Source organism: Pseudomonas kulmbachensis (assembly GCF_963681935.1).
Taxonomy (GTDB): domain Bacteria; phylum Pseudomonadota; class Gammaproteobacteria; order Pseudomonadales; family Pseudomonadaceae; genus Aquipseudomonas; species Aquipseudomonas kulmbachensis.
Genome location: NZ_OY817088.1, coordinates 1,308,296 through 1,323,039, shown reverse-complemented (window position 1 = coordinate 1,323,039; position 14,744 = coordinate 1,308,296). Strand labels below are relative to the sequence as shown.

At 58.7% G+C, this 14,744-nt stretch carries 16 protein-coding genes; 10 read left to right on the top strand and 6 right to left on the bottom strand.

Annotation, left to right across the window (positions count from 1 at the left end; genetic code table 11):
• The first annotated feature begins 130 nt into the window (after positions 1-130).
• From U5A05_RS06170 to U5A05_RS06155, 4 genes are read left to right on the top strand one after another with little or no spacing between them, the layout of a single operon-like run.
• Positions 131-2,896 (top strand): response regulator, encoded by a 2,766-nt coding sequence (locus U5A05_RS06170; protein WP_261741262.1) that lies wholly within the window; start codon positions 131-133, stop codon positions 2,894-2,896.
• A 57-nt stretch (positions 2,897-2,953) separates the two neighbouring features.
• Entirely contained in the window at positions 2,954-3,943 is a 990-nt protein-coding gene (locus tag U5A05_RS06165; protein ID WP_321835947.1) for a 2-hydroxyacid dehydrogenase, read from the top strand.
• Positions 3,944-3,994: 51 nt separating this feature from the next.
• Positions 3,995-4,432: a hypothetical protein gene (locus U5A05_RS06160; RefSeq protein WP_321835946.1), complete on the top strand. Its 438-nt coding sequence runs from the start codon at positions 3,995-3,997 to the stop codon at positions 4,430-4,432.
• Entirely contained in the window at positions 4,429-4,833 is a 405-nt protein-coding gene (locus tag U5A05_RS06155; RefSeq protein WP_261741259.1) for an META domain-containing protein, read from the top strand. The genes U5A05_RS06160 and U5A05_RS06155 overlap by 4 nt, the downstream gene beginning before the upstream one ends.
• A gap of 90 nt (positions 4,834-4,923) precedes the next feature.
• Here the strand turns inward: U5A05_RS06155 and U5A05_RS06150 are convergent, their stop codons facing one another.
• The gene (locus tag U5A05_RS06150) at positions 4,924-5,388 is read right to left on the bottom strand and encodes a TlpA disulfide reductase family protein (protein ID WP_261741258.1); all 465 of its coding nucleotides are present in this window, start codon (positions 5,386-5,388) and stop codon (positions 4,924-4,926) included.
• A gap of 126 nt (positions 5,389-5,514) precedes the next feature.
• On the opposite strand from U5A05_RS06150, the gene arsC reads away from it, so the two are divergent.
• From arsC to U5A05_RS06135, 3 genes are read left to right on the top strand one after another with little or no spacing between them, the layout of a single operon-like run.
• Positions 5,515-5,868 carry an arsenate reductase (glutaredoxin) gene (gene arsC, locus U5A05_RS06145; RefSeq protein ID WP_321835945.1) on the top strand — a complete coding sequence of 118 codons (354 nt, stop codon included), beginning with the start codon at positions 5,515-5,517 and terminating at the stop codon, positions 5,866-5,868.
• Positions 5,865-6,470 carry an NAD(P)H:quinone oxidoreductase gene (gene wrbA, locus U5A05_RS06140; protein ID WP_261741256.1) on the top strand — a complete coding sequence of 202 codons (606 nt, stop codon included), beginning with the start codon at positions 5,865-5,867 and terminating at the stop codon, positions 6,468-6,470. The genes arsC and wrbA overlap by 4 nt, the downstream gene beginning before the upstream one ends.
• Entirely contained in the window at positions 6,463-6,876 is a 414-nt protein-coding gene (locus U5A05_RS06135) for a DUF2069 domain-containing protein (protein WP_261741255.1), read from the top strand. The genes wrbA and U5A05_RS06135 overlap by 8 nt, the downstream gene beginning before the upstream one ends.
• A 36-nt stretch (positions 6,877-6,912) precedes the next feature.
• On the opposite strand, the gene U5A05_RS06130 is transcribed toward U5A05_RS06135, so the two are convergent.
• Positions 6,913-7,584, bottom strand: a complete 672-nt coding sequence (locus tag U5A05_RS06130; protein WP_261741254.1) for a DNA-3-methyladenine glycosylase I — start codon at positions 7,582-7,584, stop codon at positions 6,913-6,915.
• Between the two features lie 19 nt (positions 7,585-7,603).
• Positions 7,604-8,428, bottom strand: coding sequence for a tRNA 2-thiocytidine(32) synthetase TtcA (ttcA, locus tag U5A05_RS06125; protein WP_261741253.1), 825 nt, complete (start codon positions 8,426-8,428; stop codon positions 7,604-7,606).
• Between the two features lie 267 nt (positions 8,429-8,695).
• Here ttcA and U5A05_RS06120 point away from each other — a divergent pair, with 267 nt between their 5' ends.
• Positions 8,696-9,298 carry a Yip1 family protein gene (locus U5A05_RS06120; RefSeq protein WP_261741252.1) on the top strand — a complete coding sequence of 201 codons (603 nt, stop codon included), beginning with the start codon at positions 8,696-8,698 and terminating at the stop codon, positions 9,296-9,298.
• Positions 9,299-9,490: 192 nt separating this feature from the next.
• The gene (locus tag U5A05_RS06115; protein ID WP_261741251.1) at positions 9,491-9,985 is read left to right on the top strand and encodes a SprT family zinc-dependent metalloprotease; all 495 of its coding nucleotides are present in this window, start codon (positions 9,491-9,493) and stop codon (positions 9,983-9,985) included.
• 49 nt (positions 9,986-10,034) lie between these two features.
• Here the strand turns inward: U5A05_RS06115 and U5A05_RS06110 are convergent, their stop codons facing one another.
• The 3 genes from U5A05_RS06110 to U5A05_RS06100 form a co-directional block, all read right to left on the bottom strand.
• Positions 10,035-11,369 carry a dicarboxylate/amino acid:cation symporter gene (locus U5A05_RS06110; protein WP_261741250.1) on the bottom strand — a complete coding sequence of 445 codons (1,335 nt, stop codon included), beginning with the start codon at positions 11,367-11,369 and terminating at the stop codon, positions 10,035-10,037.
• A gap of 448 nt (positions 11,370-11,817) precedes the next feature.
• The gene (locus tag U5A05_RS06105; RefSeq protein WP_261741249.1) at positions 11,818-13,170 is read right to left on the bottom strand and encodes an ATP-binding protein; all 1,353 of its coding nucleotides are present in this window, start codon (positions 13,168-13,170) and stop codon (positions 11,818-11,820) included.
• Complete coding sequence (locus U5A05_RS06100; RefSeq protein WP_261741248.1) at positions 13,167-13,844, bottom strand: response regulator; 678 nt, start codon at positions 13,842-13,844, stop codon at positions 13,167-13,169. The genes U5A05_RS06105 and U5A05_RS06100 overlap by 4 nt, the downstream gene beginning before the upstream one ends.
• Before the next feature lie 132 nt (positions 13,845-13,976).
• Here U5A05_RS06100 and U5A05_RS06095 point away from each other — a divergent pair, with 132 nt between their 5' ends.
• Positions 13,977-14,720, top strand: coding sequence for a 4'-phosphopantetheinyl transferase family protein (locus U5A05_RS06095; RefSeq protein WP_261741247.1), 744 nt, complete (start codon positions 13,977-13,979; stop codon positions 14,718-14,720).
• Positions 14,721-14,744 lie beyond the last annotated feature (24 nt).

Sequence of the window (14,744 nt, the reverse complement as noted above, 5' to 3'; positions counted from 1 at the left end):
TAGCGGGACCGATAATCGAAAATTGATGGCAAATTTTCAAAGATTTGCCAGGCACCAAGTGGCTACACTGCCACCTGGCCTGAACGGAATGCCCGGGTCACTCTTAAAAAATGCAGGGCTGGAGAGTTGCGTGCTTAAAAACCTCGGTATCAAAGGCCGCGTATTGCTGCTTACGTTATTGCCCGTCAGCTTGATGGCAAGCGTACTCGGTGGCTACTTCACCTGGCTGCAACAGTCCGAACTGCAATCCCAGTTGCTGCAGCGCGGCGAAATGATTGCCGAGCAACTCGCCCCGCTGGTGGCTCCGGCCATGGGTCGCCATGACACCGCATTGCTGGCCCGTATCGCCACCGAATCCCTCGAGCAGCAGGACGTTCGGGCCGTAGCGTTCCTCAATGCCAACCACGAGCCGCTCGCCCATGCCGGGCCGATCATGCTCAATCAGGCACCGCTGGGCAGCAGCACGCATCTGCAACAGCGTACCGACTACGATGCCACGCGCTATCTACTGCCGGTATTTGGCCGCCATCGCAACCTGGCCGGCGATGTGATCCCCAACGAAGCGCACCGCTTGCTGGGATGGGTCGAGCTGGAGCTGTCCCACAACGGCATGTTGCTGCGCAGCTATCGCAACCTGTTCGCCAGCTTGCTGCTGATTGTTACCGGACTGGTGCTGACCACCCTGCTGGCACTGCGCATGAGCCGCACCATCAATGCACCTCTGGGCCAAATCAAACAGGCCGTGGCGCAGCTCAAGGACGGCCACCTTGAAACCCGTTTGCCACCACTGGGCAGTCACGAGCTGGACGAGTTGGCGTCGGGGATCAACCGCATGGCCGAAACCCTGCACAATGCCCAGGAAGAACTGCAACACAGCGTCGATCAGGCCACCGAAGATGTACGGCAAAACCTTGAGACCATTGAAATCCAAAACCTGGAGCTCGACCTGGCGCGCAAGGAGGCCCTTGAAGCCAGCCGTATAAAGTCCGAGTTTCTGGCTAATATGAGCCACGAAATCCGCACCCCGCTCAATGGCATCCTTGGCTTTACCCATTTATTGCAAAAAAGCGAACTGACCCCGCGCCAGTTCGACTACTTGAACACCATTGAAAAATCGGCCGATAACCTGCTCGGAATCATCAACGAGATTCTCGATTTTTCGAAAATCGAGGCCGGCAAGCTGGTGCTCGACACGATCCCGTTCAACCTGCGTGACCTGTTGCAAGACACCCTGACCATCCTCGCACCCTCGGCCCACGACAAAGGGCTGGAACTGGTCAGCCTGGTCTATCGCGACACGCCTCTGTCGCTGATCGGCGACCCGTTGCGGCTCAGGCAAATCCTCACCAACCTGGTCAACAACGCCATCAAGTTCACCCGCGAAGGCACCATCGCTGTGCGCGCCATGCTTGAAGACCAGGACGAAAACGAAACCGATGGCAGCGTGCAACTGCGCATCAGCGTGCAGGACACCGGCATCGGCCTCACAGCCCAGGACATCCGGGCACTGTTCCAGGCCTTCAGCCAGGCTGACAACTCACTGTCGCGCCAACCCGGCGGGACCGGGCTGGGGCTGGTGATTTCCAAGCGGCTGGTGGAACAGATGGGCGGTGAAATCGGCGTAGAAAGCACGCCCGGTGAAGGTTCGGTGTTCTGGATCAGCGTGCGACTGCCCAAAGCCCGCGATGATGTCGAGGACCTGCCCTGCGCGCCATTGCTGGGCCGCCGTGTAGCAATTCTGGAAAAACACGATCTGGCCCGCCAGGCCCTGCACCACCAACTGGAAGACTGCGGGCTGGAAGTCACGCCCTGCACCACCCTCGAAAACCTCACCAACTGCGTGACTGGCGCCCATCAGACCTCCCTGGCGATAGACCTGGCGGTGATCGGCGTCACGGCCAATGACACGCCGCCCGAGCGTCTCAACCAGCACATTTGGGACCTTGAACACATGGGCTGCAAGGTACTGGTGCTGTGCCCGACCACCGAGCAGGGGTTGTTTAACACCGTAGTCACCGCCCCCCACGGCCAGCTTCAAGCCAAGCCCGCCTGCACGCGCAAATTGCGCCGGGCCCTGGCCGATCTGGTCAGCCCCCGACAAGCCCGGGCCGAACCCGGTGAACCACTGGCCAGCCGCGCCCCGCGAATCTTGTGTGTCGATGACAACCCGGCCAACCTGCTGCTGGTACAAACCCTGCTTGAAGGCATGGGCGCCAAAGTAACCGCCGCAGACAGTGGCTACTGCGCAATTGAAGCGGTCAAGACGCAAGACTTCGACCTGGTACTGATGGACGTACAAATGCCCGGCATGGACGGGCGCGAAACCACCGAAGTCCTGCGCCAGTGGGAAAGCGAGCGCCAGTGCACACCGCTGCCGGTGGTCGCGCTGACGGCCCACGCCATGGCCAACGAAAAACGTGCCCTGCTGCAAAGCGGTATGGACGATTACCTGACCAAGCCGATCAGCGAACGTCAACTGGCCCAAGTGGTGTTGAAGTGGACCGGGTTGGCCTTGCGCAATCAAGTCAGCGAAAACCACCACGAACCGGTCCGCAACAACGCGCAATTGCCTGTGCTCGATCACGAAGAAGGCTTGCGCCTGGCCGCTGGCAAGCCGGATTTGGCCATCGATATGCTCGCCATGCTGCTGGCCTCGCTGGAAGCTGACCGCGACGCCATCCAGCAGGCGCGCAACGCAAAAGATAACAACGCGCTGATTGAGCGCGTGCACCGGTTGCACGGCGCCACGCGCTACTGCGGCGTCCCGCAATTGCGGGCGGCCTGCCAGCGCAGTGAAACCCTGCTCAAACAGGCAAGCCCTAACGCCAGCGCGGCCCTTGAAGAACTGGACGTGGCCATCATCCGCCTGGCCAAGGAAGCGCGCAGTAGCGCATAAAACAAACACATGCCCGCTCTCACAGACGGTCTGTGTACACCCACCAAGGAAGACCCCATGCGCACAATCCTTTTCAGCAGCCAGACCTACGACTGCGACAGCTTCGCCGCCGCCGAACAACCTGACGGTAACGAGCTGCACTTCCAGCCGGCGCGCCTGACCTTAGACACCGCGGCGCTGGCCCATGATTACGAAGTGGTCTGCCCATTTATCAATGACGACCTGAGCGCTCCAGTACTGGAGCAACTGGCCGCAGGCCGCACACGACTGATTGCCCTGCGCTCGGCCGGCTACAACCATGTTGATCTGCCAGCGGCCAAACGCCTGGGTTTGAGCGTGGTGCGCGTGCCTGCATACTCCCCGCACGCCGTCGCAGAACATGCCGTGGCTTTGATTCTTGCGCTTAACCGACGCCTGCACCGTGCCTACAACCGCACTCGCGAAGGCGATTTCACCCTCCACGGGCTGACCGGCTTTGATCTGGTGGGCAAAACCGTGGGCGTGGTCGGCACCGGTCAGATCGGCGCCACTTTTGGCAAAATCATGGCCGGTTTCGGCTGCAAGCTGCTGTGCTTTGATCCATACCCAAACGCCGAACTGCTGGCTCTGGGCGCTCGATACGTAAGCCTGCCCGAGTTGCTGGCCGAGTCGCACATCATCTCCCTGCACTGCCCGTTGACCGCAGACAACAAGCACCTGATCAACGCCACCAGCCTCGCCACCCTCAAACACGGCGCCATGCTGATCAACACCGGACGTGGCGCACTGGTCGACACTCCAGCGCTGATCGAAGCGCTGAAAAGCGGCCAATTGGGCTATTTGGGGCTGGATGTATACGAGGAAGAAGCGCAGCTGTTCTTCGAAGACCGCTCCGATCTGCCCTTGCAGGATGATGTGCTGGCGCGGCTGCTGACCTTCCCCAATGTGATCATCACCGCCCATCAGGCATTTCTGACCCGTGAAGCGCTGAGTGCGATTGCCACCACTACTCTGAGCAATATCGCGGCCTGGAAAAACGGTACGGCGCAAAACCTGATCGAAGGTTGATCCTGGACTTTGATATCTGCGTGCTAGCATAGCGGCTTACTTGGAGGACCCATGGTCGAACACGATTTTCGCTACAGCCTGCTTAACCCGCAGCACACCCTGATTGAATGCCGCGCTCTGGCGCCAGGCCTGTATCAAGTCACCGGCAACGGTGGTTCGATTCAAGCCGGTGACGTGCTGATTGTCACCCTCAAAGGCAGCAAGACCCTGTCCATGCGCCTGAGCGTCGACAAGGTCCGCCACCTGATCAACCCGCGTGGCCAGTGGGTTGCCGTGACCAAAGGTCCGGTTTTCGGCGAGTTGGCGATTCACGAGTGGCAGGTCAACTGTGACACGTGCGCCAAAGAGTTGAAGTTCGAGTTTGCGGTCGACGCAAAACTGGGTACCAAGGTGCAAAAACCGGCAGCCTCGGCGCGTATTGCCGAATTGGGCTGGAGCACTGAAGGCAGCAAGCACGTGTGCCCGCAATGCCAAAAGGCCGCGCCATGAAACGCCTGATCCTGCTGGCTGTGCTAGGCGCAAGCCTGGCGGGCTGTGCAGGTGATCCGGTGAAGTTGCAGCAGAACCAAACCTACGTCCTGGAGTGGATCGGCGAACGTCCGTTGATCGACAGCAGCCACCTGACCGTGACCCTGGACAATGCTGGCCGGGCCTATGGCAGTGGTGGTTGCAATCACTGGTTCGCGCCTTACACCCTGGACGGCGACAAGCTGACCTTTGGTGGCGTGGGCAGCACCCGCAAAGCCTGCGCCCCGGCGCTGATGGAGCAGGAGCATCGGTTTTTCGAAGCACTGCAGACCGTACAACGCTGGGACATCTCGCCGGTTGAGCAGGTGCGTTTCTGGCCAACTGAAGGCAAGCCGCTACGGCTGTGGCCAGAAGAAGGCTGATACACCGCGGCGCCTGAATCGCGGGCAAGCCCGCTCCCACATGATTAGCGCAGAACGCTGTGGGAGCGGGCTTGCCCGCGATGGCATCACTCAAACCCCCTTCAATTCCTTGATCTTGGCCAACACCCCGGCCGCCGTCTGCTCACCCATCAAGGTCGCACGTACCTTGCCCTTGTCATCAATGATGTAAGTCACCGGCAATGCTTCGCTGCGCGGCAGATCGAACACTTCAGCCGGATCCTGCGCCAGCACGGTAAAGGTGATACCCAGCGCACTGCTCGCGTCACTCAGTTCCTTGCCCTGCAAACCATCGAAATTAACCCCGAACACCCCAACCGACTGCCCTTGGAGCTGTTTTTCCAACGCGTTGAGCTCAGGGATTTCTATGCGGCACGGCCCGCACCACTCCGCCCAGTAGTTGATGACCTTCCATTGTTTATCCAGACGCTCGGAGGCGATCTTCTGTCCGTGTTGATCGACCCCATAATCATTTCCGCAGCCAGCCAACAATAACGTGGCAGTGACGGCAGCTACTGCCATGAGTCGCTTTAACATGTGTTGATCCTTCTCGATGAATACATACAAAAAGCCATCAGCGAGCGGCCATTTACCGCATACGGTTCAGGCGCGCCCGTCAGGCGGGTAGAATAGCCGCCACCTTACGCAAGATGCGACCCGCACATGACCGATCTGACGCTTTATCACAACCCGCGCTGCTCGAAATCGCGCGGTGCGCTTGAACTGCTCGAAGCCCGAGGCCTGACCCCCACGGTGGTGCGCTACCTCGAAACGCCCCTGGACGCCGCGCAACTGCGCGAGCTGCTGGCCAAGCTAACTATCAGCGCACGGCAATTGCTGCGCACGGGTGAAGACGAGTACAAAGCCCTCAACCTGGCGGATACCAGCCTTAGCGAAGCACAGCTGATCGACGCAATGGCTGCGCACCCCAAGCTGATCGAGCGGCCGATCCTGGTCGTAGGCGACAAGGCCGTGATTGGCCGCCCACCGGAAAAAGTCCTGGAGATCCTGCCGTGAGCGCGCCTTACATTCTGGTTCTGTATTACAGCCGCAACGGCTCGACCAGTGAGATGGCCCGGCAAATTGCCCGTGGCATCGAGCAAGGCGGCCTTGAGGCGCGCCTGCGTACCGTGCCCGCCATCTCCACCGAATGCGAAGCCGTGGCCCCCGCCATTCCGGATCAAGGCGCCATGTACGCCAGCCTCGACGACTTGAAAAACTGTTCGGGACTGGCCTTGGGCAGCCCGACACGCTTCGGCAATATGGCCGCGCCACTTAAATACTTTCTGGATGGCACCAGCACGCTCTGGCTAACGGGCTCGCTGGTCGGCAAACCGGCTGGCGTGTTCACCTCCACCGCCAGCCTGCACGGCGGCCAGGAAAGTACCCTGCTGTCGATGCTCCTGCCGTTGATGCACCACGGCATGCTGGTCACCGGCCTGCCCTACAGCGAGACGTCCTTGCTGCACACCACGGCGGGCGGTACGCCTTATGGACCGAGCCATCATGCGGGCGCCGATGGCAAACGCGGGCTGGACGAACACGAAGTGACCCTGTGCCGGGCTTTGGGTCAGCGTTTGGCCACTATCGCCCTGAAACTGGAGAACAACCGTGGCTAAAAAGCCAAAAGTGCTGCCGTCCATCGAGTGGCTGGAGCCACGGGTACGGCTGATGCGGGTGTTGAGCCTGGTGTGCTTCTTTGGTCTGATCGGCCTGTTATGCGCTTACTACCTGGTGTTTGCCGACCTGCATGGCGCACGCCCGTGGGTCATTCTGCTGATTGAACTGGTGCCGCTGATGCTGCTGGTGCCGGGCATGCTCAAAGGCAGTGCACGCGGGCACTCGTTCACCTGCTACGTGGTCAACCTGTACCTGATCAAGGGGGCGCTGGCCGCGTTCGACCCGAACCGCCAAGTGTTCGGCATCCTGGAAATCGCCGCCAGCGTGGCAGTGTTTGTCAGTGCGATGCTGTTTGTGCGCTGGCGTTACCAGCTGGATCGGCGCCTGAAAGGCGAAGGCGCGTAACCTCCCTTGTAGCCGCTGCCGCAGGGATTTGCGGTGTTAGTGATTCACCGTAAGCGCCAGCATCTGTGACAACTGGCACATCGGCCGGCCACTTTCTGCGTGCCACTGGTTGAACGCGTTCTGCACGATCGCCAGGTCCCGCAGGCTGGTAGGTGCCTTGTCCACCAGCTTCTGCGCGCTCAACGCGGCCACCACGTCATAGCTGGGCACAAAGGTGTCCTTGCCGACCATGCGCAAAAAGCGCGGCGCCGACAAACCGCCCAACTGATGTCCATGTTTGGCCAGGTACTTCCACAACCCCACGATATCGGTCACCGGCCAATCCGCGATAAACGCACCAAAGCTGCCGTGCTCATGGGTAATGTCGAGCACCATCTGCGCATTGCGCGGCACGCTCTTGAGCTTGCCCAGGTGGCGAATGATCCGCGCATCCTGCATCAACCGCTCCAGATGCTCGGCCCCCATCAGCACCACTTTTTCAGGATCAAAGCCAAAGAACACCTCTTCAAACACTGGCCACTTGGCATCGACCACACTGTGCTTGAGCCCGGCTCGAAAAACGCGCAGGGCCAGGGTCGACAGGTAGCGATCATCGCTGATATGGCGCAATTGCTCCGCAGTTTTCGGGACGGGTAACTGGGCTTCCAATGCGGCTGACGAACCAAAGCGATTCAAACAGTATTCGTGCAGCCATTTGTAGTCGCGCATGCCCTCTCCTCTCGGCAATTTACAGGTTGAGCAGATTGACGAATCGCGACGCGGCGGTTTCGTCGATCTTCAGGCTCGCGAAATCAAACAGGTTACGGTCCGCCAACTGCGACGGCATCACATTTTGCAAGCTGCGAAAGATACTCTCGGTGCGGCCCGGCGTCTTGCGGTCCCACTCTTTGAGCATGTCCTTGACCACCTGGCGCTGCAGGTTTTCCTGCGAACCGCACAAGTTACAAGGAATGATCGGGAACTGCTGCCAGTCGGAGTAGGCCTGAATGTCCATCTCGTTGCAGTACGCCAGCGGACGGATCACCACATTGCGCCCGTCATCGGAACGCAGCTTGGGCGGCATTGCCTTGAGGGTGCCGTTGAAGAACATGTTAAGGAAAAAGGTTTCAATGATGTCATCGCGGTGATGACCCAAGGCCATCTTGGTCGCGCCGATTTTATCGGCAAAGGTGTACAAGGTGCCACGACGCAAGCGCGAGCACAGCGAGCAGGTGGTCTTGCCCTCGGGGATCAGTTCCTTGACCACCGAGTAGGTGTCCTTTTCAACAATGTGATATTCCACGCCCAGCGACTTGAGGTAGGCCGGCAGCACATCCTCGGGGAAGCCCGGCTGCTTTTGGTCCATGTTCACGGCAATGATCTCGAACTGGATCGGCGCGACCTTTTGCAGGTGCAGCAGCACATCGAGCAGCGTGTAGCTGTCCTTGCCGCCCGACAGGCACACCATCACCCTGTCACCGTGCTCAATCATCTTGAAGTCGGCCACAGCCTCACCGGTCAATCGACGCAGGCGTTTCTGGAGTTTGTTTTGAGAGACCGAAAGAGTGCCCATAGCGCTTCAATTCCGCGAGTTAAGACCAAAAGCCGCAGATTTTACCGAAAAAAACGCAACCAACGAACCCTTTGCCGCCTAAAGACGCCAATGCGATAAGCCCGTATCTGACAGCACAATATGCTCTAAAGGGCCGGTTCTATTGTCTGACAGGTTTCCTATACTTGCGTTTAAGGCCGCATGCCTGCCTGGTTGTTCATACGTTCTGGCTGCGCGACCGGCACGCGTCCCACTGGGGGCGATGCGTCTCATACAGGAGCGACAGCCATGATCCATCACGTAGTGGGCCTTTTCACCCACCCCGATCAAGAGTGGCGCGAGATCCGTTCTGATGCAGAAGAAAGCATCGGCCATATGTACTTCACTCACACGCTGATCCTGGCTGCGATTCCGGCCATTTCTGCGTTTATTGGCACGACCCAGGTGGGCTGGGTCATCGGTAATCGCGCACCGGTGATGCTGACCCTCGACAGCGCTTTGTGGATGACCCTGATGTCATACATCGCAATGCTTGCGGGCGTCGCGGTAATGGGCACGTTTGTCCACTGGATGGCCCGTACTTACGATGCCCAACCCAGCCTTCAGCGTTGCGTGGCCTTTGCCACCTATACCGCTACACCGCTGTTTATTGGCGGGCTGGCGGCGCTGTATCCGCATATGTGGCTGGGTATGGTGGTAGGCACCGCAGCCATTTGCTACACGGTGTATTTGCTGTATGTCGGCTTGCCGACCTTTATGAGCATCGATCCGGATGAAGGCTTTCTGTTTTCAAGTTCGGTGCTGGCAGTAGGTCTGGTGGTACTGGTGGCAATCATGGCGTTTACCGTGATTGTCTGGGGGCTGGGCGTAGGGCCGGTGTATACCAATTAGCAGACACTACCTGTAGCCGCTGCCGCAGGCTGCGATGGGTCGCGCAGCGGACCTGATTTTTGAAGGTCCTTCGACCCTTATCGCAGCCTGCGGCAGCGGCTACAGGTTTTGCGTCATGACCATTCGGCACCTCAATACTTCGGAACCACCACGGCTTGCGGCATAATCGCCTGCTCTGGAGAACCGAATCGAATGCCCGAGTCACTCAATACCCGCGTCGAAGACTGTTTCCAACAGGCTGAAGTGTTTTTCAAACGCCCCTTCAAACGCCCCGTCGTCAGCTTCAAGCTGCGCGGGCAAAAAGCCGGTGTCGCCCATCTGCACGAAAACCTGCTGCGCTTCAATCCGCAGCTGTACCGCGAAAACAGTGAAGATTTCCTCAAGCAAACCGTCCCCCACGAAGTGGCGCACCTGATTGCCCATCAACTGTTTGGCGAGCGCATCGCACCCCACGGCGAAGAATGGCAATTGATCATGCGCGGGGTGTACGAACTGCCCCCCAATCGCTGTCATACCTACGCAATCAAACGGCGCAGCGCCACGCGCTATATCTACCGTTGCCCCTGCCCGGACAGCGACTTCGCGTTTTCGGCCCAGCGTCACGCACTGGTCAGGCAAGGCCGCGGCTATCTGTGCCGACGCTGCCGCCAGACCTTGGTGTTCAGCGGCCAAACCCGAGTCGAATAAGCAGGCATAAAAAAACCCGTCCGAAGACGGGTTTTTTATGCGCTCAAACTTACTTCAACAACACCGGGGCCGGGCCTTCGGCCACACCCAGGTCATCTTGCGGGCGAGTATCTTCCAGCGGGCGACCGCCGGAGTTCAGCTCTGTTTGCAGCGTGTCGGAGTCCAGCTCATTAACCCACTTGGCCACAACCAGAGTTGCCACAGCGTTACCGATCAGGTTGGTCAGCGCGCGGGCTTCAGACATGAAGCGGTCGATACCCAGAATCAGCGCCAGGCCTGCCACCGGCAAGTGGCCTACAGCCGACAGGGTTGCAGCCAGCACGATAAAGCCGCTACCGGTCACGCCTGCAGCGCCTTTGGACGACAGCAACAACACCAGCAGCAGAGTGATCTGGTGCGTGATATCCATGTGGGTGTCAGTCGCTTGAGCGATAAACACGGCCGCCATGGTCAGGTAGATCGAAGTACCGTCGAGGTTGAACGAATAGCCGGTCGGGATCACCAGACCTACTACCGACTTCTTCGCGCCCAGGCGCTCCATTTTCACCAGCATGCGTGGCAGGGCTGATTCCGACGAAGACGTGCCCAGTACGATCAACAGCTCTTCACGGATGTAGCGGATCAGCTTCAGAACGCTGAAACCGTGAGCGCGGGCAATACCGCCCAGCACGATCAGCACGAACAGCACGCAAGTGATGTAGAAGCAGATCATCAACTGGCCCAGCTGCACCAGCGAACCTACGCCGTAAGCGCCGATGGTGAAAGCCATCGCACCCAGCGCACCGAGTGGCGCCAGCTTCATGATCATGTTGATGATGTTGAACATCACATGGGCGAAGCGGTCGATGAAGTCCAGTACCGGTTTGCCGTAAGCACCCAGGCGATGCAGGGCGAAACCGAAGATTACCGAGAACATCAGCACTTGCAGGATGTCACCGTTGGCAAAGGCGCCAACAATGGTCGACGGGATCACGTTGAGGATAAAGCCAACGATGCTCTGGTCCGCACCAGCTGTCACGTAGCCAGCAATTTTGCTTGCGTCCAGCGTGGACACATCAATGTGCATGCCAGCGCCCGGCTGAACCACGTTAACTACAATCAACCCGATCAACAGGGCAATGGTCGACACGACTTCGAAGTAAAGCAACGCATAACCGCCGGTCTTGCCGACCGATTTCATGCTCTGCATACCGGCAATACCGCTTACCACCGTACAGAAAATAATGGGTGCGATGACCATCTTGATCAGTTTGATGAAACCATCACCCAGCGGTTTAAGTGCAACACCGGTTTGCGGGTAGAAATGGCCCAGCAAGATGCCGATCGCAATAGCTACGATTACTTGAAAATACAGTGATTTGTACAGTGGCTGACGAGTCGTCATTGCTAAGTTCCTCAAGTGCGTCACTCAATCATCATTCCGTCTGAGACTGGTGATACCTAAAGCGCGAACCCTCCTGTACTTGGAGGGATTTGTTTTTGGAGCTGCTCTTACGGCAGACCTCTCGCACTTATTGCAAGCCGTGGGCCACATTGGGCAAAAACCCCTCAATGGCCTATAGCGCCTGATCTTGTAGGAAATTACAGACTGATTTTGTAGGACAGCATTTGGCGGGATTCCGCCCATTCAGGTCGTGGGGGCAGGTTAGATGGCGGATATCCGCCTCGCGAGCAGGCTTGAAGTATCTCTGTAGCCGCTGAGGAGCGCAGCGAGGCTGCGTTCGGCGGCGAAGCCGTCGTAAAACCAGAGATCACGGTCTTTCAGTTAAACCGCGGACACAGATTTTACGATTGCTTCGCAATCGAACGCAGCCTCGTTCCTTCGGCAGCTGCTACAGGACCACCGCCGGAAAATGAATCCGGAACGCCGCCCCGCCCAACGACGAATCATTCAGGGTCAAGGTGGCGTCATAGCTTTCAATGATGTCCTTGACCACTGCCAGACCAATGCCCTGCCCCGGATGCTGACGATCCAGGCGTTCGCCGCGTTGCAGGATCCGCGCGCGCTGATCCGGCGGCACACCCGGGCCATCGTCTTCCACGCACACCTCAATCCCGTGAATATTACGGTGAAAGCTGATGCGTACCTGGCTCAGACACAGCCTGTAGGCGTTCTCCAGCAGGTTACCCAACAGTTCCAGCAAGGCATTCTGCTCGATTGGTACATGGCTCAGCTCCGGAATGTCAAAACTGATCTTGACCCGCTTGTCGCGGTACACCTTGTCCAGCGTGTTGCACAGGCTTTGCACCACCGGCAGCAGCTCGACCTGATGACGTACCAGACCGCTTTTACGCAAGCTGGCCCGTTGCAACTGATAGCCAATTTGCTGATTCATGCGCTCGATCTGGCTTTGCAGTACCCAGGCCTGATCACGCTCTGCCGGGCGCTGAGCCATGCTTTCACTCACCCCCTGCAATACAGCCAAGGGCGTTTTCAGGCTATGGGCCAGGTCGTCGAGCGAATCGCGATAACGCGTACGCTGCTCGCGTTCGCTTTGCAGCAAACGGTTCAGCGAGCCGGTCAGACGCAACAACTCCCGAGGGTGCTGCTCGCTGAGACTCTCGCGCTTGCCAGTCTCGATTTCATCCAGTTCCTGACTCAAACGTCGCAAGGCACGTAACCCCCACGTCAGACCAATCCATAGCAATGCCAGCAGCACAACCAAAGCGGCGCCGAAGCCCAGGTAAAGATTTTCGCGCAAGCCTGCCAGTGTCAGGTTGTATTCGCGCATCGGTTGCAAGGCAACAAAGCTGAAGGCGGCACTCTTGCCGCCTAGCAACTTGACCTCTACATCGTAGACAAAAAACTCTTCGCCATTGTCTTCGCGAATACTCGCAAACTCGTTGCCGCGCCCGTCATAGCGCGGCCTGTAGTTGATGGTTTCTTCTTGCGTCGCCCGCGAGCGCCACACCAGGTGCCCCTCGCGGTCATAGATGTAGCCAAGCACGCGGCTGTCCGGCAGGTCGAATTGCTCATCCGGCAACAGCTCCGGCATTTTAAGGCGATTTTTCTCCATCTTTGCCGCTGAAATCAGCGTGGTTACATCTGACGCCAAACGTTGCTCAATAGCGTCCTTGAGCGCCAAACTGAACGCTCCCTGCATCGCTGGCAGCAACGCCAGCATAAACAACACGGCCAACAAGGTTGCCGCCAGCATCAATCGAACGCGAAGCGAACGAATCATCGGCAGCGCTCAGTAAACAGATACCCCAGACCGCGAACCGTATCGATTGGCTTAAAGCCGTTTGCCCCCTCAAGCTTGCGTCGCAGGCGCCCGACCAGCACCTCGATCACATTCGGATCACGTTCCTCGTCATCCGGGTACAGCTGTTCCATCAGTCGGTCCTTGGCCACCACTTGCTGGTGATGGCGCATCAGGTATTCAAGAATCCGGTATTCATAAGCAGTCAACGCCAGCGGCTCACCATCGAGCACTGCTTGCTTGCGGTTGATGTCCAGCACCAGTGCACCCGCCACGATGGTTGACTGGGTAAAGCCACTGGAGCGGCGCAGCAACGCATTGAGACGCGCTTCAAGCTCTTCAAACTGAAACGGTTTGACCACGTAATCGTCAGCCCCCGCAGCCAGCCCTTCGACCTTGTCCTGCCAGTTGCCCCGTGCCGTGAGAATCAGGATCGGAAACGTCTTGCCCCGGGCGCGCAGCTGTCGAATCAGTTCCAGGCCACCGAGCCCCGGCAAGCCCAAATCAATCATCGCCAAGTCATGATTGAACTGCTCGGTCTGGTACAACGCCTCTTCGGCATTGGCTACCGACTCGACCACATGACCGCTTTCTGTCAGACGGGTTTGCAAGTGATGGCGCAGCAACGCCTCATCTTCAACCACCAGCAATTTCATCGCGCTCTCCCAAGCCAATCCGCGTCACGAAGGACGTGTGTCCTCTATAGCCTAGCTACACAGTAAGTCGTACGCCCTGAACATACTCTGAACAATTGCACAGCCGGACCAAGCCCCGGCACAATGCTCGGCATGAACCGACTTCCCGCCCTGCCTGCCTGCTGCACGCCGCTGCGCGCTGACTGGCCATTGCCTCAGGCACTGCCCGCCAGCGTATGGCTGAGCACCGACTTCAATCCTTCACAACTCGCAACTGGCGACTTTGCCCGTAGCGCCATTGAAATGCCTGCGAGTATTCAACGCTCGGTGGCCAAACGCCAAGCCGAATTTCTGGCCGGGCGACTCTGCGCCCGCGCAGCCCTGCTGCAATTGGACGACACCCGCGCCACTCCGAGCATTGGCGAAGACCGAGCCCCCGTCTGGCCAACACATATCACTGGCGCCATTACCCACAGTAACGGCCGCGCGGCGGCTATCGTCGCTCTTAAACGTGACTGGCAAGGCTTGGGCATAGATCTGGAAAAACTGCTCAGTACCGAGCGTGCCCAGCGTCTGGCCAAGGAAATCCTCACCCCGGACGAACTTGTGCGGATGGCCGCCGGGCCTGCCGAGCAGATCGCCCTACTGGTCACACTGACGTTTTCGGTCAAGGAAAGCCTGTTCAAGGCACTGTTCCCGCTGGTGCAAAAACGCTTCTACTTTGAACACGCTGAAGTACTGAGTTGGTCACCCGAAGGCCAGGTACGCCTGCGCTTGCTCACCGACCTGTCGCCAGAGTGGCAACACGGGCGCGAGCTGGACGCGCAATTTTGTCTGTTTGAAGGGCAGTTGCTGAGTGTGGTGGCGATCAGGGGGAACACCCACCCTGTCGCCTGATTTCGGGACCGGCCACAGCTTCAA

Coding starts and splice junctions, on each gene's coding strand:
- U5A05_RS06105 (WP_261741249.1), bottom strand. CDS start 13,170: ATGATTCGTTCGCTTCGCGTTCGATTGATGCTGGCGGCAACCTTGTTG.
- U5A05_RS06155 (WP_261741259.1), top strand. CDS start 4,429: ATGAAACGCCTGATCCTGCTGGCTGTGCTAGGCGCAAGCCTGGCGGGC.
- U5A05_RS06115 (WP_261741251.1), top strand. CDS start 9,491: ATGCCCGAGTCACTCAATACCCGCGTCGAAGACTGTTTCCAACAGGCT.
- U5A05_RS06095 (WP_261741247.1), top strand. CDS start 13,977: ATGAACCGACTTCCCGCCCTGCCTGCCTGCTGCACGCCGCTGCGCGCT.
- U5A05_RS06130 (WP_261741254.1), bottom strand. CDS start 7,584: ATGCGCGACTACAAATGGCTGCACGAATACTGTTTGAATCGCTTTGGT.
- U5A05_RS06150 (WP_261741258.1), bottom strand. CDS start 5,388: ATGTTAAAGCGACTCATGGCAGTAGCTGCCGTCACTGCCACGTTATTG.
- U5A05_RS06165 (WP_321835947.1), top strand. CDS start 2,954: ATGCGCACAATCCTTTTCAGCAGCCAGACCTACGACTGCGACAGCTTC.
- ttcA (WP_261741253.1), bottom strand. CDS start 8,428: ATGGGCACTCTTTCGGTCTCTCAAAACAAACTCCAGAAACGCCTGCGT.
- U5A05_RS06110 (WP_261741250.1), bottom strand. CDS start 11,369: ATGACGACTCGTCAGCCACTGTACAAATCACTGTATTTTCAAGTAATC.
- U5A05_RS06160 (WP_321835946.1), top strand. CDS start 3,995: ATGGTCGAACACGATTTTCGCTACAGCCTGCTTAACCCGCAGCACACC.
- arsC (WP_321835945.1), top strand. CDS start 5,515: ATGACCGATCTGACGCTTTATCACAACCCGCGCTGCTCGAAATCGCGC.
- U5A05_RS06120 (WP_261741252.1), top strand. CDS start 8,696: ATGATCCATCACGTAGTGGGCCTTTTCACCCACCCCGATCAAGAGTGG.
- U5A05_RS06100 (WP_261741248.1), bottom strand. CDS start 13,844: ATGAAATTGCTGGTGGTTGAAGATGAGGCGTTGCTGCGCCATCACTTG.